At 45.4% G+C, this 22,863-nt stretch carries 14 protein-coding genes; 10 read left to right on the top strand and 4 right to left on the bottom strand.

All coding sequences use genetic code 11. The annotated features are described in order from the left end of the window. Positions 1 to 110: 110 nt before the first annotated feature. From ACMFL8_RS06610 to ACMFL8_RS06595, 4 genes are all read right to left on the bottom strand, one after another. Positions 111 to 3,482, bottom strand: a complete 3,372-nt coding sequence (locus ACMFL8_RS06610) for a molybdopterin-dependent oxidoreductase (RefSeq protein WP_413190453.1) — start codon at positions 3,480 to 3,482, stop codon at positions 111 to 113. Then, on the bottom strand, positions 3,479 to 4,939 hold the full coding sequence (locus ACMFL8_RS06605; RefSeq protein WP_413190452.1) for an NAD(P)/FAD-dependent oxidoreductase: 1,461 nt from the start codon (positions 4,937 to 4,939) through the stop codon (positions 3,479 to 3,481). The genes ACMFL8_RS06610 and ACMFL8_RS06605 overlap by 4 nt, the downstream gene beginning before the upstream one ends. Before the next feature lie 76 nt (positions 4,940 to 5,015). Beyond that, the gene (locus tag ACMFL8_RS06600) at positions 5,016 to 7,097 is read right to left on the bottom strand and encodes a protein kinase domain-containing protein (protein ID WP_413190451.1); all 2,082 of its coding nucleotides are present in this window, start codon (positions 7,095 to 7,097) and stop codon (positions 5,016 to 5,018) included. A 2-nt stretch (positions 7,098 to 7,099) separates the two neighbouring features. Beyond that, positions 7,100 to 8,611, bottom strand: coding sequence for a NarK family nitrate/nitrite MFS transporter (locus ACMFL8_RS06595; protein WP_149408266.1), 1,512 nt, complete (start codon positions 8,609 to 8,611; stop codon positions 7,100 to 7,102). A 594-nt stretch (positions 8,612 to 9,205) separates the two neighbouring features. Here ACMFL8_RS06595 and nirB point away from each other — a divergent pair. The 10 genes from nirB to ACMFL8_RS06545 all read left to right on the top strand — a co-directional run bounded on the left by nirB (position 9,206) and on the right by ACMFL8_RS06545 (position 22,833). Further along, positions 9,206 to 11,815, top strand: coding sequence for a nitrite reductase large subunit NirB (nirB, locus tag ACMFL8_RS06590; protein ID WP_413190450.1), 2,610 nt, complete (start codon positions 9,206 to 9,208; stop codon positions 11,813 to 11,815). Positions 11,816 to 11,977: 162 nt separating this feature from the next. Beyond that, the gene (gene nirD, locus ACMFL8_RS06585) at positions 11,978 to 12,337 is read left to right on the top strand and encodes a nitrite reductase small subunit NirD (RefSeq protein ID WP_413190449.1); all 360 of its coding nucleotides are present in this window, start codon (positions 11,978 to 11,980) and stop codon (positions 12,335 to 12,337) included. Positions 12,338 to 12,657: 320 nt separating this feature from the next. Further along, complete coding sequence (locus tag ACMFL8_RS06580; protein ID WP_413190448.1) at positions 12,658 to 14,061, top strand: flavin-containing monooxygenase; 1,404 nt, start codon at positions 12,658 to 12,660, stop codon at positions 14,059 to 14,061. Next, entirely contained in the window at positions 14,058 to 14,951 is an 894-nt protein-coding gene (locus tag ACMFL8_RS06575) for a bile acid:sodium symporter family protein (protein ID WP_413190447.1), read from the top strand. The genes ACMFL8_RS06580 and ACMFL8_RS06575 overlap by 4 nt, the downstream gene beginning before the upstream one ends. Beyond that, the gene (locus ACMFL8_RS06570) at positions 14,944 to 15,876 is read left to right on the top strand and encodes an SDR family oxidoreductase (protein ID WP_413190446.1); all 933 of its coding nucleotides are present in this window, start codon (positions 14,944 to 14,946) and stop codon (positions 15,874 to 15,876) included. Before ACMFL8_RS06575 ends, ACMFL8_RS06570 begins: the two co-directional genes overlap by 8 nt. A 34-nt stretch (positions 15,877 to 15,910) precedes the next feature. After that, the gene (locus ACMFL8_RS06565; RefSeq protein ID WP_413190445.1) at positions 15,911 to 16,693 is read left to right on the top strand and encodes an SDR family oxidoreductase; all 783 of its coding nucleotides are present in this window, start codon (positions 15,911 to 15,913) and stop codon (positions 16,691 to 16,693) included. Between the two features lie 239 nt (positions 16,694 to 16,932). Further along, positions 16,933 to 17,343, top strand: coding sequence for a hypothetical protein (locus ACMFL8_RS06560; RefSeq protein WP_194619700.1), 411 nt, complete (start codon positions 16,933 to 16,935; stop codon positions 17,341 to 17,343). Positions 17,344 to 17,521: 178 nt separating this feature from the next. After that, positions 17,522 to 19,708 (top strand): FAD-dependent oxidoreductase, encoded by a 2,187-nt coding sequence (locus ACMFL8_RS06555; protein WP_413190444.1) that lies wholly within the window; start codon positions 17,522 to 17,524, stop codon positions 19,706 to 19,708. Positions 19,709 to 19,759: 51 nt separating this feature from the next. Beyond that, entirely contained in the window at positions 19,760 to 21,067 is a 1,308-nt protein-coding gene (locus ACMFL8_RS06550) for an ABC transporter substrate-binding protein (protein WP_413190443.1), read from the top strand. After that, a complete protein-coding gene (locus tag ACMFL8_RS06545; protein ID WP_413190442.1) occupies positions 21,064 to 22,833 on the top strand; it encodes an ABC transporter permease in 1,770 nt (589 codons plus the stop codon). Before ACMFL8_RS06550 ends, ACMFL8_RS06545 begins: the two co-directional genes overlap by 4 nt. Positions 22,834 to 22,863 lie beyond the last annotated feature (30 nt).

The raw sequence follows: 22,863 nt of genomic DNA, 5'->3' as shown, positions 1-22,863 counted from the left end.
CGCCGTGCAGATCAGCACTTAATAATGGAATACATAAGAACAAAAGATAGTACAAGACACGGTGCAAGCCTCATGCCATATCGATAACTTAACCCTCTTTCAACAGGCGTTTAGGACGCATACTCCTCAATAAGTGCATTAATTTGACTCACGCATGAGCCGCAATTGGTGCCCGCTCGGCACGCTTTACCAATGGCATGTGCGCTGGTACATTGCTGTTTGGTGATAGCATTGATGATGATATTTTTCCCCACCGCCATGCACGAACACACCAGCGGGCCTGGATCGATATAACCTGTGGCTGGACGACCTGCCAGCAACCATTTATAGCGCTGCTGTGCGGGTATCGCATCGGTATTGGTAAAGCAGCTATCAAGCCAATGACTGCTTGGCAGCTGCGTCACTTGCGGCGCGAAGTAAATAGCTAATAGTAGCCGCTCACTCGGTATAGTAGAGACAGAAGTGCTTGGCAACGTGCGATCAACCTCTTCATTATTTGCCTCACTTGCCTCATTCGCCTCCGACTGAGTTAAAATAAAGCGTAGTTGCTGCTCCGGTTTACTAAGGGTAAAAGCACTATTAATCCCTACAGTATTAGCAGCGTCATCAGTCAATCTTTTATCCGATACAGAGCTTTGATAGCTATCGATAAACTGCTGCCAAAACTCAGGATCAAGCAATTTCTTAGCGATGCTATCGACTGGGCTAGCAAGAGTGATTAGAACGCTGTTGGTTTGGCGACTAATACTCCATGTCAGTGTTGGTAGTGTCTGAGGCGACTGCTCACTAGCCACATCAAAGCTCGAAAAGGCTGCTTGCGACTCATTGTCTGTCATTTGCTCCTTAAAGTTAGCCGCCATAGCACGAAAGTGCACTAGTATGGTGTCTTGCAAATCAGGATGCACCAAAATCTTGCCAAACGTCTGCATAGGTACAGTGCTAATGCTAATCGCTGAGTTTTTTAGCTCAGGCTGTCCTGAATGGGGGTCGACAACCGTCGGAATGAGCGTACCTACTCTTGCACCGCTGGCAAAGGCGTTACTCCAGTGCATGGGCATAAATGCATCACCAACACGCATGCCATCACTGATGGCAACTTGTGCTATTACTTTTTGTTCTAACACTTCAATATCTGTATTTGAATGATCTGTATGTGAGTCATATGTATTTGAATCAACAGCCGCCTTACTATGTGGCTGACGCTGTTTTTGCTGCTGCTTGTTTGGTAGGTTTTGCTCATAGCGAGGACGTAGCTGCACATAGTCGCCTTTTTCAACACCGAGTTGCTCGGCGTCATCGGGATGGAGGGTCAGCATCGGCGCAGACTCATGTTGGTTAAGCTGCGGCGCAAGTCCTGTGCGGGTCATGGTATGCCATTGATCACGTAATCTACCGGTAATAAGACGTAGATTCACGGTTGATGAGTGACCGTTATGTGGCTTATCGCTCTTATTATCCTTTTCTCTATTATCGCTCGCTATATTATCGCTTTCTGTATGGCCATTAGCTTCCGGTCTTGAGCGACGCTGATGCCTATTAGGTAAGCTGGCACTATCTGAGGGTGTAATAGCGATAAAGTTTGAGTGCGCCATCGTGATTCGCTGGTCGCCCCATTGAAAGGGGGTCATTACCTCATAGTCAGCACGGTTTAGGATTGGCATTGGTAGGTCTTTAGCAAAGTTCAGATAGCGCGGTTGATTTCTAATAGAGGGCACTTGGCTAGGATCGTTTTTATAAGCAGTCAATGCCACATGCTCATTGAATATCTCGCTGGGATGCTGGTAATCAAACCCAGCTAGCCCCATGCGGGTAGCCACTTGAGACAGTATCCACCAGTCAGGCTTAGCGAGTCCTAGTGCAGGCTTCAATGCCCGTTGCCTTGAGATTCGCCGCTCAGAATTGGTGACTGTGCCTGACTTTTCGCCCCAACCTTGTGCTGGTAATACAATATCTGCGCACTTCACCGTATCGCTGTCTACCGAGCAGTCAGAGACAATGACCAAGTCACAAGCCGCTAATGCGCGGCGAAATTTATCCGCTTCAGGTAAGCTCACGACTGGATTGGTCGCCATAATCCAAATGGCTTTGATACGCCCATCTAAGATAGCATCGGCAGCATCACAAGCTTGGATGCCAACCTCTGGCGCAATAGACTGCGGTGCCTGCCAAAAGTCAGCCACCAGTTGACGATGAATACTATTACTCAAATCTAAATGTGCCGCCAGCAAATTAGCCAGTGCACCGACTTCACGGCCACCCATAGCATTTGGCTGACCAGTGAGTGAAAACGGACTGGCGCCTACTTTTCCTACGCGTCCGGTGTACAGATGACTATTGATAATGGCATTGACCTTGTCGGTGCCACTCTTTGATTGGTTAACGCCCATACTAAACGCGGTCACTGTCTTGTCATTGGCAGCGACTAGCTGATAAAACTGGCGTATGAGGTCAGCGCTGATTTTGCATGCTTGAGCGACTTTGTCGATGCTCCACGTCTTGGCAGCCTCCAGAGCGAGGTCGACATCATTACATTGCTTGAGATAACGCTCATCGCAACAACCTTGCTGCTTAAGATAGTGCAACAACCCATTGTATAAATGCGTATCGGTGCCAGCGGCTATTGGTAAGTGCAAATCCGCGAACTCACAAGAGTCCGTACGACGCGGATCAATGACGATAAGCTTTTTACTGGGATCAATTTTTTTGGCGGCTAAAAAACGTCCAAACAAAATAGGGTGGCACCATGCCATGTTTGAGCCCACCAGCACCAATAAATCGCAGGACTCTAAATCCTCGTAATTACCAGGCACCAAATCAGCGCCAAAGGCACGTTTGTGCCCTGCTACTGCGGAAGACATACATAGGCGTGAGTTGGAATCAATATTATTATTACCGATAAAGCCTTTGATAAACTTATTGGCGACGTAATAATCCTCAGTGAGTAGCTGTCCTGAGACATAAAACATAATACTGTCGCGACCATGCTTGGCGATCGTGTCGTTTAAGCGCGTGGCAATATCATCTAAAACGTTATCCCAATCGGTAGGATTTATAAGTGGCTCATCAGATATGTCGATAGCGTTAAAATCATTACCCAATTGCATAGGTCGATGCTGTTGCATTACCGCTTGCTTGTTTTGATAGTAAGGCTCAGTTAAGCGTCGCTCACTGCCTAAGGTTTGTGCCAGCGCACTGCCTTTTGAGCATAGTTTACCAAAGTTCGCCGGATGCTCAGGATCTCCTTTTACGCTCACTACCCCTATCGCATCGACACTGGCTAGGACGCCACACCCTACCCCGCAGTAAGGACAAGTGGTACGTATGGTGGACGTCGTTTCTTCAGTATAAGTGGCAATAAGAGCCGTTTTTGAAGGATTGATCATGTCATCAGATTTGTTATTAGATTTGTGATCAGATCGACGTATACCACTTTCTAATTCTTGACTAGCATTCGATTTATTACTCAAGATCACTTCACTCATGACGCCGCTCCTACTATGTCTGCTGCGCTTAATAAATCCAGATCGCTATCGATATCCATGTCTCCGTTAGCCTCACTATCTGTCGTTATTTTCTCCAAATCACAGTAAGCCTCGCCAAATATCAAATCCGCTTTTATAGGCGCGATATCACTATTGCTGTTGATCAGCTGGCTATAAAAACTGCCTTCATTGACCTCACCGTAGAGTACAGCGCCGATCAGTTTATTGTTTCTAAGATAGAGGCAATGATAGTGATTTATACTGGTCTGCTGATAAGTGATGGTTTCGACAGCCGCCGCTTCCTCCTCATCAAAGTCGACTTGTCCTGCTGAAAAGGCACTGATGCCAGATACTTTTAGCTTTAAAGACAGCGGTTTGCTAGTAAAGGGGTGCCAATTATTTCTGGATGCTAAGCCATCGTTTGATATCCTCGCATCTTTTAGGACAGAAACTAAGGTATCAACTTGCTGATTGACGGGCGCTACCATACCGAACAGCTCACCGTCTAGCTCCACACATTCACCAATAGCGTATACGTTGGCAGCGCTGGTATGCATATAATTATCGACGATGATGCCACGGTTGACCGTCAGCCCGCTGTCTTTTGCCAATGTGATATTAGGTACCACTCCCACTGCCATGACCACGAAATCTGCTGGCAACGTGCGCCCATCTTTTAGTAATAATCCGCATACTTCATGCTGGTTGTTGACCGCTATACATTCAGTGATCGCTGATACCTCAAGTCCGACATTTCGACAACTGAGCTCTGCTTGCAATAGCTCAGCGGCGGGCAAATCAAGCTGTCGATTCAGTACATAGCTGTCCACATGAACAACCGTCATATCTGCTCCTTGAGAAGCCAAAGCGCACGCGGCCTCTAACCCTAATACCCCGCCCCCAATCACCAGACCTTTTTTCCCTTGATGTGCATATGCGGTTAGTACATTTACATCGGCTACTTCTCGAAACACGTGCACGCCTTTAGCATCGTAATTAGGAAAAGGAATAATTCGAGCACTGGAGCCCGTCGCAATAACCAGCTTACTATAAGCGATCGTTTGTCCATTGCTCAGCTCAATGGATTGCTGTTTGATGTCTATTGTGTCAACCGAAACTCCAGCCAATACAATGATACCCAGCTGTTGATACTCTGATTGCTCGTATAGATAAGTATCTTCAAATATAGAGTCTCCTGACAGTACAGGCGATAGCATAATTCGGTTGTAGCCGACTTGTGGTTCTTTACTAATAAGCGTAATTGGCAGATGAATGTGAGGGTTTTCCAGTCTGTCTTGCTGTTGGGCACGAGCCAACTCAATAGCAAAACGGCTGCCTGCCATGCCAGCACCAATAATGACGATACCAGCACTCGAAGGTAGCGTTGACGCTATTTTAGGATTTTGGCTATTGACTACTGTTGACTGTGCATTAAGGTGTGGTACAAAAGGCGACATAAGAAGAGCATCCCTTAGCCGCAACGTGCAGCATTAAATAAATGGCGTGTCATATCATGTTTTTGTTGAAGCAAACTTATAGAAAATAAGCCAGCAGTGATAAGATGATGACAAACTGAATGAAGCAAATGCTGTGCCATACCAGTAATGGATGGCGTATGATAAGCGGCTCAGGGTCGCGGATGTTGCTGGTGTTATCGGGGTTAAAATCTTGTAAAAACTCACCAATTGCTTGGTATCTAGCTTGGGTGTTGGAATGCAGCGCACGCATTAACGCTTGCTGGCTAGCAGTGGGTACGCGGTGCTGACGTAATGATTGAGTAGGCAGCGTCAACGTATGACTTGCTTGATGTGAACTCATCAAATCTTGCGAACTAAACGGCAACTCATTGGTTAGTAGCTCATAACCGATTACGGCTATGGAAAATAAATCAGAATAAACTCCTTTTGGTGCATCGCTGTAATATTCTGGTGCAGCGTAGTGCAAATCACCGTTCGGTGGTCGAGTGCTGTCTTTGAGTATTAAAGAGCTAGCCGAACCAAAATCAATCAACTTGACCGCGCCTGAGGTGGTCAATAGGATGTTTTCCGGCTTGATGTCTTGATGCAATAGATAGTTGCGATGCATCACCCGAACCGCCATGCCTATTTTGGTTAACAAATCATATGTCTGCCATATGTCGCAAGGGGCATGGCGATCCATAAAATCTCTGAGGCTCTCGCCCTCAATATATTCGGTTAGATGGTATAAATAAGTACTACTCGCTGGTACGGGGTAATAACGTAGCAATCCTGAAGAACTCAGCGCTGAGCTCGCGCTTTGATTGGTTTTGATGCTGATAAGGCTGTTATCGCTCGACAAATCATTAGGGTCCGCTTGATTGTAAGCAGGCTCGCCAGCACGGCTGTGCTTAGATAAGCTCAACCCTATTTTTCGCTCTTTTAAAAACTCGCGCAGATAGTACCCATCGGTAATCGTATCAAGGCTTGGCGACTTTATGACAAAGGCATGATGGTTGCTATCTTCTACCAAATACACTTCACTACGAGCAGTACGGGCTATAATGTTCTTGATAGTAAAACCGTCAATCTGCGCACCAATCTCCAAACCCGTTGGCAACTGATAACGATGAATATCGTGAGAGCTAGTATTGTCGCCTGTCTTATAAATTTGTGCCTTAAACGTTTGCTTATGGAGCACTGTTGTATTCATACCGAGCATCATCATACTTAGGTTATCGTAACTGCCTTCGCTAAACGCTTGCTCGCATAAGCTTTTACTGATATCTAAGCTTTCACCGATACCGATACCAACATCACTTATCTGTTGGTCGATAGCGTTTCGATCAGTCATAGTCGTCGATTGAACTAGCGCCTTTGCGGCGGCACACAGTTCAAACTGAAGCTCTGAGGCAGTAATAGATTCATAGACGCCATCAGTCATTAGCGCTAAGCACTCGTTTTGATGCAATGTAAATACCGATTGCTGTAACTGAATTCGTGTATCAGCGCCGACAGCAGCCGACAGCGCACCTTTATCTTGCCCACGATGGATGCGGTGATCCTTAGTAAGCACCGCCATGCTATCCATACCTATACGGTAAATACGTGAATCGCCCGTATGAAACAGATGGATACGGTCACCGATACACAGTAGGCCTGATAAGGTCGATAACAGCGGTGGTACTCGCTCGTAGACTTGCGGGAAGTAGAGCACATCATTGGTTTTGTTTACCGCCTCCTTAATCAATATAGCAATTTGATTATCATCAAAGCTTATCGGCGCCTTTTGACCATTGGCTTGTGACTCATTTTTTGATACCGACTCGTACTCTGTCCTCACCAGATTTTCAAGCGCTAAAGTAAGGTGATGCGTGATGGTATTGACGACCAATTGACTGGCTTGTTTAGGGAACTGACAGGCACTGACACCATCCGCCATCAGCACCAATAAAGGCGCATGAGGACATTGAACGCCGCCGTTGATGGTTGCTGTGGACTGTCCATACGGCAAGCATGTTGTTATCAGCAAGCTGTCTTGATTTTCGGATTTGCGCCCTTGCATGGTATAAAAATCAAGCAACCATAGTGCATTATCCGCACTATGGTGACTGGTTTTGTCAGTGGTCTTAAAGTCTTGTGTGCTGCCCTTTTTCATACTTAGCTCACTTTAATTTGAGCAAAGCTGCCATCTGGCATCTCTTCGATGATAACGCCTTCAGGCTCTTTCAAAAAGAATAGTGCTAAGAAGCCAACCACTGCGGTGGCAGCGATCACAAAGAAAAATACCTGATAGGAGACGAGACTCAGTACGGTTAAATAAACGACCGAACCAACATTGCCATAAGCACCAGTCATGCCAGCGAATTGTCCAGTCATACTACGCTTAATCAGTGGAATGACCGCAAACACTGCGCCCTCGCCTGCCTGTACAAAGAATGAGCAAAACATCGTGATTAACAATGCCAACGCAATCGGCCATGTTGAATCAACGATTCCCATCAATAAATAACCGACGGCTAAACCCGCAGTCAAAATCAGCAGCGTAATCTTGCGTCCATACTTGTCACTGAGCCAACCGCCGCCCGGACGTGACATCAGATTCATAAATGCATAGCTTGATGCCAATACCCCTGCCATCACAATCGATAGGCTAAATGTCTCTTGATAAAAAAGCGGCAACATAGACACCACCGCCAGCTCTGAGCCAAAAGTAGCAAAGTAGAGAATATTTAAGATACCGACTTGCTTAAAATCATACTGATGTGCTTTTGGAACTGGCGTAGTAAATATCTCTTTATTAAAGCGATAACTACTCACAAACTCATAAATATATAAAACGACCAATCCGATATAGACGATAGTCACGCTGTCCTGACTAAGCAAGCTGACACCAGCGGGCGATAATTTCCATCCCAAAAGAGCCAAGGCCAAATACATTGGCAGCTTAAACGCCATCATCAGCCAAAAGTCACCTGCTGAAGTCACCATCATCGCACCAGATTTTTTGGGTTTAAAATACGTCGCACCCTTTGGCGTGTCTCGCACCATCTTATAAAAAATCACACTGTAAAGCATCATGACCACCCCTGAAGTAGCCGTCGCATAACGCCAGCCCTCATCACCACCAACTATAGCGGCAGCGATGATAGCCACTGTCGGTAATAGCAAGGCAGCAGCAGCGGAACCAAAATTGCCCCAACCGCCATAAATACCTTCAGCCGTACCCAGCTCATTTGCAGGGAACCAATCACTCATTAGACGAATACCCACCACAAACCCTGCACCCACAAAACCCAGTAAGAACCGAGACAACGCTAGCGTGTTGTAGTCTTGCGCAAAGGCAAAAGTAAAACAGGGAATGGCGCCAATCGCCAAAATGGCGGTATAGACGAGGCGCGGGCCAAAACGATCGGTTAGCATACCGATAATGACTCGAGCTGGAATCGTCAAGGCAACGTTTAGTATCAATAAGGTTTTGATTTGATCTTTAGTAAGGTTAAGCGTCTCCCCAATCGCGGATAAAAAAGGCGCGTGGTTAAACCACACAAAAAAGGTCAGAAAAAAAGCCATCCAACCAAGATGGAGAATTTTATTCTTACCTGTAAAAGATAAGATATTAAGCTTGTTTTTAGTTGGCACAGCGGGGTTCGATGGTGGCGATGACGACATAAGCAATTTCCTTAAATGGCAAACTTTAGGGCCAACATAAAAAGTCATAAGAACAAGTTATGTTAAACAGAATGATCAGTTAGAACACTTAAGGGGGTGCAATGGCTGTGCCATTTGCCGTCATAAAAATCATTGTGGAGGCAAGCCATCGTCTTTGGTGAAAGCGTCAATGCTTTGTAATAGCAGACTTACAGGCGACTATCACAAGCCGATTCATATCTTAAAAAACATGATGCCCTTGTATCATTGAGAAACATAAAAAAATGCTCCTCATTATAAATGCAATCAAATTGGTGCATGATTCTGTCCACTTTAGTGCATCAATACTTATCACCTCATTGCCAAATGATCGATTAATGTTTTATTTACCATCATCATCAACCTCCTCATAAATGCCTTGCGACCTTGTAAATACGCGATGAGCGTCATACGTATTCGTCTGAATTTTTTAGCAATCCCCTTAAATACAAAGCGCTATATAACAGTGCTTGGCACAGTTATTGAAGGTGTAATTGGTGTAGGCACTAAATATTGCTAACCATCATAACGTTTAGATCACGATATTTAGACAACCCCATTACTAAGGATAAGCGCATGAGCAGCACTATAGTGAGTACAACAAATAAAGCTAAGTTAGTGGTGATTGGCAACGGTATGGTCGGGCACCATTTCGTTGAGCGATCCATAGAGCAAGGGCTACATGAGAAATTTGAGATTCATGTGTTTGCAGAAGAAGACCGTCCGGCTTATGATCGTGTGTATTTATCGAGCTATTTTGAGCATAAAGATATCAGTAAGTTAAATTTGGTTGATTTGAGCGCCTATGCCGCTGCCCAAATTCAATTGCACCTGAATCAGCGCATTGTAGATATCGATGCGACCAACCAATACATCATCACTGAAGCTGGCGAGCAGATTGAATATAGTGAGCTGGTGCTGGCGACAGGCTCCTATCCGTTTGTACCACCCATTCCAGGACGTGAACATCCGCATTGCCACGTATACCGAACCATTGCCGATTTAGATGACATTCTTGCCATTGCTGAGCGCCCAACAGTCAGAAAGGGCGTGGTCGTGGGTGGTGGACTGCTGGGACTTGAGGCAGCAAAAGCACTGGTCACTTTAGGGTTAGAAACTTATGTTGTAGAGTTCGCCCCACAATTGATGGGTGTTCAGCTTGATGCTGCTGGCGGTGAGATTTTAAAACGAAAAATTGAAGCCCTTGGGGTCAAAGTATTAACTGGCAAGAATACCCAAGCCATTATTGACAATACCGATGCCCTGTCAAAAAACAGAAATAACACCAGTGAAGATCAGTGTCACTTAACCATGCAATTCACCGATGATACCTCGCTTGATACCGATATGATCGTTTTTAGTGCGGGTATTCGTCCGCAAGATGGCATTATCAAAAACAATCCTGAGTGCGGCATTGAGATAGGTGCACGAGGTGGTATTTTAATTGACGAACAATGCCGCACCAATGTTGCGCATGTCTACGCTATCGGCGAATGCGCGGTGTGGGATAACAAGATATTTGGCTTAGTAGCACCAGGCTACAGCATGGCGAGTATTTGCGCGGCACAAATCACAGGAGATCATTCGCAAACCTTTACGGGCGCTGATATGAGCACCAAGCTCAAACTGATGGGCGTCGATGTTGGTAGTATTGGCGACGCCCATGGCAACAGCGCGGACAGCTTGAGCTATTTGTACCAGAACCCTGCTGAGGGCATTTATAAGAAGCTGGTCACGACGCCTGATAATAAACGCTTGCTTGGCGCAGTATTGGTCGGTGATACCGAAGACTATAACAATCTATTACAGCTATATCTCAACGATATCGACCTACCTGCCCACCCTGAAAGCCTCATACTACCCAACGTTGAAAAACCGAAAATGGGTATAGAAAATTTACCAGATAGTGCAACGATTTGCTCATGCTACAACGTCACCAAAGGCGATATTTGCGCGGCGGTTGAAAACGGTGCGTACTCCATTGCCGAAGTGAAGTCTTGTACCAGTGCAGGTACAGGATGTGGTGGCTGTGCGCCTATGGTGAAAGACACTTTAAGCTACCAGTTAACGACCCTTGGGTTTGAGGTCAATAACGACTTATGTGAGCACTTTGCCTATACCCGTCAAGAGCTCTATAGCTTGATTCGTGTCCATGGTATTAGAACCTTCGATGCTCTGTTGGATGAGCATGGTAACGGTCATGGCTGTGAGATTTGCAAACCTACGGTCGCCTCCATCTTGGCCTCATGCTGGAATGATTATGTGCTCAAGCCTGAACTGACACCGTTGCAAGACAGCAATGACTATTATCTAGGCAACATCCAAAAAGACGGCACCTATTCTGTCGTACCTCGTGTGCCGGGTGGTGAAATCACCGCTGATAAGCTGATCATCCTCGGACAAGTCGCTAAAGAATTTAATTTGTATACCAAAATCACAGGTGGTCAACGCGTGGATCTATTTGGTGCACGTCTAGACCAACTACCTGATATCTGGACACAATTGGTGCAAGCCGGCTTTGAGACTGGTCATGCTTATGGTAAGTCGTTGCGTACTGTTAAATCGTGCGTGGGTAATAACTGGTGTCGCTACGGTGTCGATGACAGTGTCGGCTTGGCACTCACCTTAGAAGATCGTTATAAAGGAGTACGTTCACCGCATAAGATAAAGATGGGCGTGTCCGGATGTACACGCGAGTGTGCAGAGGCACAAAGCAAGGACTTTGGCATTATCGCCACCGAAAATGGTTGGAATTTATTTGTCTGTGGTAATGGTGGTATGACCCCGCGTCATGGCGAGTTGTTTGCCACCGATCTTGATAGCGACACGGTCATCAAATACATCGATCGCATTATTATGTTTTATATAAAAACAGCGGATAAACTCCAACGAACTTCAAAATGGCGTGAGAGCTTAGAAGGTGGATTGGAATATCTACAAGCAGTCATTATTGAAGACAGCTTAGGCATCGCTGAAGAGCTAGAAGCACAGATGCAACTGCTGATCGACAACTATGTGTGTGAGTGGAAAGCCACCATCACCGATAGCGAAAAGCTCAAACGTTTCCGTCATTTCGTCAATAGTGAGCAAGGGGATGACAATGTGGTCTTTGTCACCGAGCGCGAGCAAATTCGCCCCGCAACCGATACTGAAAAAACTCAAATCCTAGTGACTGAGCTGGCTTAATCAACGCCCAAGATAGTCGGTTTAAGATAATGAAGAGACAATTAATAGACGAGGAAGGCGAATGACAGCACTATCAATAGTCGATCGAGCTAGCCTAACACCGTCTCTGATTTATCTAGGACTGCCTATACTCTCCGATAATATACGAATAAGGATAACCCAATGACTCAATATACGGTTTGTAGATTAGAAGACATTCTTCCTGAGACTGGTGTTTGTGCGCTCATAGATGGCAAACAAGTGGCTATCTTTCGCACCAAAGAAACTAAGCTGTTCGCGCTTGATAATTATGACCCTTTTAGTCAGGCCAATGTATTGTCTAGAGGTTTAATCGGTGGCACTACCATTACCAACGCGGCTGGTCTTAGTGAAGCAGTGCTGTATGTGGCCTCGCCTATTTATAAGCAGCGCTTTAATCTGGTAACAGGCCAATGTTTAGATGATGAAAGTATCATACTCAACACTTATAAGGTTGATCATGATGGGAGCAATGTGGTGGTCAAATATAATTTTCAGAGTTAGATAGGTTAGAGCCGTAGCACTTTTATGGTGAGCCAGCTATATATCTTATCGTTCTCTCAATAGTCTTAAACAGCCTTTAAATCTAAGATTTAAAGGCTGTTTTGTTGTTTGTTATGTTTAATAATTTTATGAAAGGTCATGACAGTCCGTAATAAAATAACGGCATCCAAACCCGTATCGCTGATGAGAGTGGTGGTACAGACCTTGATAGTTATTATTTCTCTAACCTTATTCTTGAACGGCCTAACGACATAGACTAATATAATGCTCATACCCAATTAGGATGGGTGCAATACGATCATAAATTTGAGGGAACAAATATGTATGCTGTCATTGGTGCCGGTCCAATGGGACTAGCCACCGCCCGTAATCTCCAAAAACTTAATATTCCTTTCGTTGGTTTTGAGCTGCACAGTGATGTAGGTGGCCTATGGGATATTGATAACCCTCATAGCACCATGTACGAAACAGCCCATCTGATATCCTCCAAACAGATGACCGAGTTCAAAGCGTACCCCATGCGCGACTCTGTTGCCTGCTACCCACACCATAGCGAGCTGCGCCAATACTTCCAAGACTTTGCCGATCAATTTGACCTCAAATCCCGTTATGAATTCTCTACTCAAGTCATCAGTACCAGCCCCGAAGGTGATGGTTGGCGCATAATCAGTGAGTGCAATGGCGCGCAGCAGTCGCGACTATTCGATGGGGTGCTGATTGCCAATGGCACTTTACATAAGCCAAACATGCCAACCTTGCCGGGCGAGTTCGCCGGTCAGTTGATGCATTCCTCCGAGTATCGTAACCCCTCAGCATTCAAAGATAAGCGCGTACTCATCGTCGGCTGCGGTAATTCTGGTGCTGATATTGCGGTAGATGCCGTTCATCATGCAAAGTCAGTAGATATTAGCTTACGACGTGGCTATTATTTCTTGCCTAAATTTATCAAAGGTTGCCCTATCGATACGTTAGGTGGCAAAATCAAGCTACCACGGCAAGCCAAGCAGCGCATGGATGCAGCGATGATCCGTATGATCATTGGCAAGCCTTCGGACTATGGTCTACCAGATCCTGACTATCGAATGTACGAGTCGCATCCAGTCGTTAACTCGTTAGTGCTCCACCATTTGGGTCATGGTGATATTAAGCCGCGGCGTGACATAAGCGGTATTAAAGGGCATACGGTGAGCTTCAGCGATGGTGAAAGCAGTGATTATGACTTGATTCTGATGGCGACTGGCTATTTGCTAGACTATCCTTTTATTGATCGTAAGCATCTCAACTGGCCTGCCACACAACATGCACCGCAGCTGTATATGAATGTCTTTCATCCTAAATATGACAATTTATTTATGATGGGTATGGTAGAGGCTGCTGGACTTGGCTGGGAAGGTCGCAATCAACAAGCGCGTCTGGTCGCGTTATATATTAAGCAGCGCGAGCAAAATAGCGCAGCGGCTGACAACTTCGATGTGGTCAAACGAGCACTGAGTGGCGTGACACTCGATGGTGGTTATGACTACATCAAGCTCGCGCGAATGGCTTATTATGTCAATAAAGAGGAATATCTTGCCACACTTGCTGAGCATATCGCTAAACTGCAAATAGGTGTAGATGAACACGAGATTGATAGTAAAACCTTCGGCAATAACCCCTCTATAGGTCGCCGCTTGAGACGCAAAATCTTTAATAGAAAAGAGCGTCAGTCGGATACGTCAGTATGAGTGGCGCGTTACCGATCGTCTTCGATCCTGCCAGCTTAATTATGCTCAATATCATCATGGCTTTAATGATGTTTGGTGTCTCACTGACCTTACGCCTTGAGGACTTTAAACGTATTATCCTAGCACCCATTGCGCCTATAGCTGGTCTGTTTGCACAGTTTTTCCTGTTACCGCTAGCCACCTGCTTGTTTACTTGGGCATTGAATGTCGATCCAGATCTGGCGTTAGGGATGATTTTGGTGGCTTCTTGTCCTGGTGGTAGTTTCTCTAATATCATGACTTGGCTGGCACGAGGCAATGTCGCCGTCTCTGTGAGTATGACGGCGGTTTCGAGCTTGGTAGCTACCGTATTGACGCCGCTGAACTTTGCTTTTTATGGTTGGCTCAATCCTCATACGCGGCAATACCTGACCCAAATTACGCTTGAGCCGAGTAGCATTTTATTATTAGTGCTCTTGGTCTTAGCCGTGCCTTTAGTGATTGGTATGTTGACCGGTCGCAAATTCCCCAAACTGGTTGCCCGTAGCGAAAAACCGTTACGCATCATCTCATTACTAGTGTTTTTAGCTTTTGTCGCTATCGCCTTTTCCAACAATTTTGACTTATTTATCGAACGTTTTAACAGTTTTTTTTGGTTGGTGGTGGCTCATAATTTACTGGCACTATCGCTCGGCTATGGCATGGGTAAAGCGCTTAAACTGCCCGTTGCTGATCGCCGTGCAGTCACTATGGAAGTCGGCATTCAAAACTCCGGACTGGGCTTAGTCATTCTGTTTACTTTTTTTCCGCAAGCGGGCGGCATGATGCTGATTACCGCCTTCTGGGGCGTCTGGCATCTGGTGTCAGGCCTGACACTTTCACAAATTTGGGCACGGAGGCCATATGATTAAACGCATACTTATCACGGGCGCAGCAGGCTATATCGGTCATCAATTAGGTAATAGACTATCCGCGCATTACTCTGTCATAGGCACGGACATCTGCACGCGTAAAGACCTAGACTTCCCGATTAAAATACTAGATATACGTGATGCCGACCTAGCTCAGCTGCTTATCGATGAGCAAATCACTCATGTGATTCATTTAGCCTCCATCCTGCAAGCATCAAAAGATCGAGCACGGGATTTCGATATCGATGTTAACGGCACTCATAATGTCCTGAAGTGCTGCGTACAAGCTGGCGTTCGTCACCTGACTGTGACTAGCTCAGGAGCGGCTTATGGTTATCATGCAGACAATCCAGAATGGATCGATGAGCATGATGCGCTGCGAGGCAATCGTGAATTCGCTTATTCTGATCATAAGAGACAAATAGAAGAATTGCTGAGCGATTTTCGTCAAAATCATCCGCAGTTGCAGCAGCTTATCTTCCGACCTGGTACTGTATTAGGTGCTGACACCCGCAACCAAATCACTGGATTGTTCATGGCGCCGCGTATTCTTGCGCTCAAAGGCAGTGACTCCCCTTTCGTCTTTATTTGGGATCAAGATGTCATAAATGCGATGGAGATGGGTATTCGAGAAGATAAATCTGGCATCTTCAATATGGCTGGTGATGGCGCACTGACCATGAAGCAGATTGCACATAAGCTCAATAAGCCGCTATTAATCCTGCCTGTTTGGCTAGTCAAAGCAGCACTACAAGTCGAGAAATGGCGCGGCAAGCCTACTGGCCCCGAACAAGTTAACTTTTTGCGTTATCGTCCGGTGCTTGCCAATCGTCGTCTAAAAGAAGAGTTTGGCTATCAACTGACTAAAACTTCCGCTGAAACTTTTGATTATTTTGTCGACACCAATGGACTGCGTAAACCTTAAAGAGATTAAATCTGTTTTTATAAAGGAGCTTATTATGACCGTTACTTTGATTACTGGCGCCGCATCGGGACTGGGCTTAGCGATGGCTCGTCATTGGTATAATGCTGGTCATCACTTAGTGCTCATCGATATAGATGCACAGGCTTTAAGTGCACGAGCAACTGAGTTTACTGATACGGACAGAATCATGATGGTCGTCACCGATATCACCCAAGCTGATGATATTGCCTCACTTATTGATCAGCTATATGAGCGCTTTGGACAGCTTGACCTACTGGTAAATAATGCTGGCATCACTCACCGCTCACCAGCGCATCAGACTGACCCAGCAGTATTCCGCAAGGTCATGGCAGTAGATTGGCAAGGCGCAGTAGAGCTAACGATGGCGGCACTGCCTTTACTGCGAGAGTCTCGTGGTCAAATTGTTTGCATCGGCTCAATGGCAGGCTGGATGCCAGTTCCTGGACGCGCCGCTTATTGCGCTGCTAAAAGTGCGCTGACCCAGTTCTTTGAAGTACTGCGCTTAGAGTTAGAAGTCGATGATATTCATATATTGATGGTGTATCCGAGCTTCTTAGACACGCCTATCGAAAGTCATGCGCTCGGTCATGATGGTCATACTGCCAACCACCCACGCTCAGTCATCGGCAATATTCGCAGTGCTGAGTGGATGGTTGAGCGTATTGATAAAGGCTTGACCCAGCACAAACGCTGGATATTGCCCGAACCTGTCTCACGCTTTGGTAGCATCTTATGGCGCATCGCCCCCAGTATTTACTTGCGACAAGTACGCAAACGTTTTGCAAAAGATCTTTAGAAATAGTCTTTGATAACGCGCCACTATCTTCAATGGCCGTATTCCAAATACCATCACAATACGCCCTTGCATTATTTTGTAACATCTTACAGCTATAATTGAGCAATCACTCAACATAAAGCAAACAATTCTTACTCATGTCTGTCACATAAAAACCTTCTAATAACAGGCGTAGAAACCTCACTTCAATCCACCCTATTTTGAACTCGCTTTCAAACTTTATTAAAAAGAAATAACTTATGCCAAAACATCTCCCTTTGTCTTTACTGTTGCTTCGAATAGGTGTCTTCATTGTGTTCTTTTTTTGGACGCTCGACAAATTTGTCAATCCTGACCACACCGCCAATGTGTTTTCTAAATTTTATGCATTAGAAGGCTTAGGCACCAGTATCGTATACGTTATTGGTAGCTTACAAATCATACTGATCTTCTCGTTCGTAATGGGTTTATTCAAAAAATGGACATACGGCATTGTCTTATTGCTACACGCGGTTTCTACTTTTGCCACTTTCGGTCTCTATCTCACTCCTTTCGACAATCTATTGTTCTTTGCTGCATGGCCAATGTTGGCGGCTTGTATAGCGCTTTTCTTAATGAGAGATTATGACACCTTAACATTGGGCAAAAAGACGTCACCGACTTTATCCTAAGAAAGTTGATAATCAGTCTGAATATCACTATAGTTTACTAAAAACGAATATATCGCTACGAATAACGAAAAAGTAGATTATAGTAGGACTGATGACATCGCTATGTGTTTGTATATAAGACTTTTTTAGATTTTATCACTCACACACCCCTTTGCATTATTATTTAGCTGGATAATCCATGATTAAGAAAATAGTTTTAATATTAGCCGTATTGATGTTAGTCATTGGCTTTTTTTACTTTGACCTCAACCAATTATTGACACTTGAGGGTTTAAAGGGCTCGATGGATCAATTCGACCAATATAAAGCGCAGTCACCATGGTTGGTTATTGGTGGCTTCTTTTTAGTCTATATATTAGTCACGGCATTATCTTTACCTGGCGCTGCCATTATGACTTTGGCAGCTGGGGCGTTGTTTGGCTTGGTTCAAGGCTTATTGGTCGCCTCGTTTGCCTCAAGTATTGGTGCCACACTGGCCTTTTTGACCTCACGCTATTTACTGCGCGATTCTATCAAGCAGCGGTTCCCCGAACGTCTCGACTCTATTGACGCAGGCGTAAAAAAAGAAGGGGCCTTTTATCTATTTACCTTACGCCTCGTTCCAATATTCCCATTTTTCTTAATCAACCTATTGATGGGTGTCACCGCGATTAAGGCAAGGACCTTCTATTGGGTCAGCCAAGTAGGTATGCTCGCTGGTACTTTCGTCTATGTCAATGCGGGTACGCAGTTGGCACAAATCGAGAGCTTGTCAGGCATCTTATCTTTCAATTTGATTGCCTCATTCGCGCTACTAGGGTTTTTCCCGTTGATAGCTAAAAGCATCTTAAATACGATAAAAAAACGCCGCGTCTATAAAAATTACACCAAACCAAAGAAATTCGATCGCAATATGATTGTCATTGGTGCGGGTGCTGGCGGTCTAGTCACCAGTTATATCGCGGCCACCGTCAAAGCAAAAGTCACGCTGATTGAAGCAGGTGAGATGGGCGGCGACTGCTTAAACTACGGCTGCGTACCCAGTAAAGCCCTTATCAAAAGTGCGAAAGTCGCAGAACAGATGCGCAATGGCGAACGCTATGGTCTCAATAATATTCAACCAGAATTTTCATTCAAAAATGTCATGACACGCATCCATAAAGTCATCGCTGACATCGCGCCAAATGACAGCGTCGAGCGTTATACGGAATTGGGTGTCGAAGTGTTAAAAGGTTATGCTAAATTTATCGACCCATGGACGGTAGAAATTGCGCTAAACGATGGCGGCACGCAGCGACTCACCGCACGTTCCATTGTTGTCGCCACTGGTGCCCGCCCATTTATCCCAGACTTGCCAGGTTTGGAAGAGACTGGTTATGTGACGAGCGATACGCTATGGAATAAGTTTACTGAATTGGAAGAAGCACCGAAAAAGCTCGTCGTACTTGGCGGCGGGCCTATCGGCTCTGAGCTCGCACAAGCCTTTGCCCGCTTGGGTTCCAATGTGACTCAAATCGAAAGAGGCGCGCGTCTGATGAAAAAAGAAGACGTGGAAGTTTCAGAATTTGCGCAGCAAGTGCTCGTCGAAAGTGGTGTGAATGTCTTGACCTCGCATCAAGCGATTCGCTGTGAGACTCGCGATGGTAAAAAATTCATTATCGTTGAGCAATTAGACGACGATACAGATAAGCAAGACAGTCAAAATAAGCAAGAGATTGCTATTGAATATGATGAGTTGCTTTGTGCCGTTGGGCGTAGTGCTCGCCTCGAAGGCTACGGCCTAGAAGCGTTGGGCATCGAAACGGAACGTACTATCAATACCGATGATTACCTAGAAACTCTTTATCCTAATATCTACGCCGCAGGTGATGTCGTCGGCCCTTATCAATTTACCCATGTGGCTTCCCATCAGGCATGGTTCGCCGCGGTAAACGGTTTGTTTGGACATCTAAAGAAATTCAAGGTCGATTATCGCGTGATTCCGTGGACAACCTTTATCGATCCAGAAGTCGCACGTGTTGGCTTAAATGAGCAGGAAGCTATCGAAAAAGGTATTGATTTTGAGATTACCCGCTACGACTTTAAAGACTTAGATCGTGCGGTGACTGAAAGCGCCAATGTCGGCTTTATAAAAATCATCACACCTAAAGGCAAAGATAAAATACTTGGCGTGACCATCGTCGCTGAGCATGCTGGTGATATAATGCCTGAATTTATACTGGCCATGAAACATGGTTTAGGGCTGAATAAAATACTCGGCACCATTCACATGTACCCGACATGGGCGGAAGGCAATAAATACGCGGCTGGTGAATGGAAACGCAATCATGCGCCTGAAAAAGTATTAAACTTGCTTGAAAAGTACCATACATGGCGTCGAGGTTAGTTGGGTTTTTATCAACTGTGCTGAGAATATATCATCATAACGGAAACTTAAATGCACGTTATCAAGTCCTTGCAAGCCTCATCAACCTTAAAAAACCTAAGCCGCTATAGCATCTATGCTATAGCACTTGGTATTTGTATGGGTATTTCTGCCAGTACCGCCTCTACTACCACTGTATCAGATGATAAGAGTCTGTCGCACTGGCAACAAGTGCAAGAGACTGGCAAAAACCAAGACGTTTATTTCTATGCGTGGGGCGGCGACCCACAGATCAACGCCTATCTACAGTGGGCAGCCGAGCAAGTAGATGATAAATATAATATCAATTTAGTCCATGTGAAACTGAGCGACACCAGTGAAGCGGTCAGTCGCGTGCTGGCGGAAAAATCAGCCAATAACAATGATGAAGGCAGTGTAGACCTCATCTGGATTAATGGCGCAAACTTTGCCACCATGAGTGAAAACTCATTATTGCTCAAGCAATGGGCGAATAAGTTACCTAACTTTGCCCTTACCGATCCAGAAAACAACCCTACGGTGAACTTTGATTTTGGTGTACCCACCAATGGCATGGAAGCGCCATGGGGACAAGCCTCGCTGACTTTTTATTACGACCATTTATCGACTGATAAGCCACCAACGACGCTGAATGAACTGGTCGATTGGACAGCACAAAATCCTGGACGTTTTAGCTACCCAAAGCCACCAGACTTTTTAGGAATGAGCTTTTTAAAATACGCCTTAGTCATGCTGCACGAACAACATGATGCTCAAACAGGTGAAAATACCAAGGCACAGCTCAACCTGCCAGCCACTGAGCAAAATACCGATCTGGTATTAGATCCGCTATGGACATTTTTGGATGACTTGCATCCAACACTATGGCGCAAAGGCGAGCAATTTGTACAAACGGGCGCGCAGATGCGGCGTTTGGTCGATGATACCGAGCTGAGCTTGGCCTTTACTTTTTCTGCACCTGAAGTGCCAGCGGCCGTGCAGCGTTATGATTTACCCGAGAGTATTCGTAGCTATGCAATGAGTGATGGCAGCTTAAGTAACACGCATTTTGTGGCCATTCCTTATAATGCCAGCCATCCGCAAGCGGCGCAGTTAGTCGCAAATTTCTTGATGAGCCCAGAAGCACAGGCCAAAAAACAAACGCCTTCTATATGGGGTGATAAAACGGTACTCGTCCAGTCTACACTCGACCCTGAACAACAAGCTTTATTTAAGAACAACCGACCACACCCTAGTGCCCTGCCCTTTGATAGTATCAAACGCACTGTCAGTGAACCACATCCAAGCTGGGTTGATGCCATTATGCAAGGCTGGCAGACACGTTATGGGGTCAGCCCATGAGTGACGTTTCTAACGATAAAACCACTGGTGCAAGCGCTAGAATGCCTGCATCTTATAAGACAGACCTCTTTACGCGTATCGTATCTTTTAGTCCAAAATTTTTGTTGCTGCTGCTGATATTGCCAGTACTCGGTGGTTTGGTCAGCGTACTGCTGCCTGCGTTTAGTTGGCTTCCTGCACTTGAGCAAACAACTTTTAGCCTACAAGGCTTTAACGATCTTTGGCAGACGCCTGGTCTTACCCAAATGGTCGCTTTAAGCATCGCTACTGGATTGCTAAGCACGCTACTCGCTTTCGTCATGACCTTGATGATATTGGCAGCGTTTTTTAATAGCATTTGGCTCACTCGTATTGAGCGTTTGCTGAGTCCAATTTTGGTTATTCCTCATGCAGCGGCAGCCATTGCGGTGGGGTTTTTAATTGCGCCTTCTGGCATGTTTTCACGGCTCATTTCACCGTGGTTAAGCGGTTGGGAATTGTCACCGGATGGTATGTTTCCACATGACCCTTATGGCATTAGTATCATTTTGGGTTTAACCTTAAAAGAGCTGCCGTTTTTATTATTAATGGCATTAGGTGCATTGGCACAACCAGAGCTGGGTAAAAAGCTGCATCAGCAATATAGAGTCGCGCTCAATCTCGGCTATTACCCCATCACTGCTTTTTTTAAAGCCGTCCTCCCTATCCTCTACCCCGTATTACGTCTGCCTATTTTAGCCGTCCTTGCCTATGCCAGTGCCAGTGTTGAGATGCCATTGATATTGGGTCCAAACACACCGCCCACACTCGCGGTCACGATTATGCAATGGTTTAATGATGTTGATCTAAACCTACGTATACGGGCTTCGGCAGGCGCGTTATTACAGCTGGCGTTGACGGGCGGATTGATCGCTTTGTGGCTTGCTGCTGAAAGAGCCATAAAAATTTGTTGTAATCAATCATTGATTAATGGCAAGCGCAACTATGCCGATGCCTTAATGCAAAAAATGACCGCAGTTTTGACCACTGTGGTCATTGGTTTTATATTACTGGCACTCATGGGTCTGTTTATGTGGTCAGTGGCGGGCTTCTGGCGCTTTCCAGCCGTATTGCCCGAGCAGTTTGTGTTATTACATTTTCAAAGCGCCTTTATGCAAATGGGCACGCCACTATTTAACACTCTTACGATCGGTATCGTAAGTACCTTATTTGCTATCGTCCTTGCTTTATTGTGCTTAGAAGCCGAACAACTAAGTAGCAAGCCTCTTTCAAAATTTACCAGTTTAATCATCTATTTACCGCTGTTAGTACCCAGCATTGCCTTTTTATTTGGCTTGGTGTGGTTGCAACAATTGGTCAATAATCAAACGGCATTTTTTAATGTGGCGTTTACGCATTTATTGTTCGTGCTGCCCTATGTGTTTTTATCGCTTGCTAGCAGCTATCGACGTCTAGACCCTCGTTTTGCTCATGTGGCAGCCAGTCTTGGCGCGACACCAGCCAAAGTATTTTTGCAGGTCAAACTACCACAGCTGTTTGCACCTCTTTTAATTGCTATCGCGCTTGGTTTAGCGATTAGCTTTGGACAATACTTACCGACGTTATTAGCAGGTGGTGGACGTATCGCCACCATCACCACAGAAGCTGTGACTCTCGCCAATGGTGCCAGTAGACGCACCAGTGCGGTGTATGCCATCATTCAAATGGCCTTACCGTTAATTGGTTTTATATTGGCGTGGGTATTGCCGAAATATTTCTTTAAAAGTGGTAGAAATAGCAGTCGTTAAAATGGTTTATTTTGAATAATAATGCGTTTC

Origin of the sequence: Psychrobacter sp. AT9, assembly GCF_047272965.1 — a bacterium.
GTDB lineage: Bacteria > Pseudomonadota > Gammaproteobacteria > Pseudomonadales > Moraxellaceae > Psychrobacter > Psychrobacter glaciei.
The sequence above is the reverse complement of the archived record's forward strand: the minus strand, read 5'-3'. Positions and strand labels throughout refer to the sequence as shown.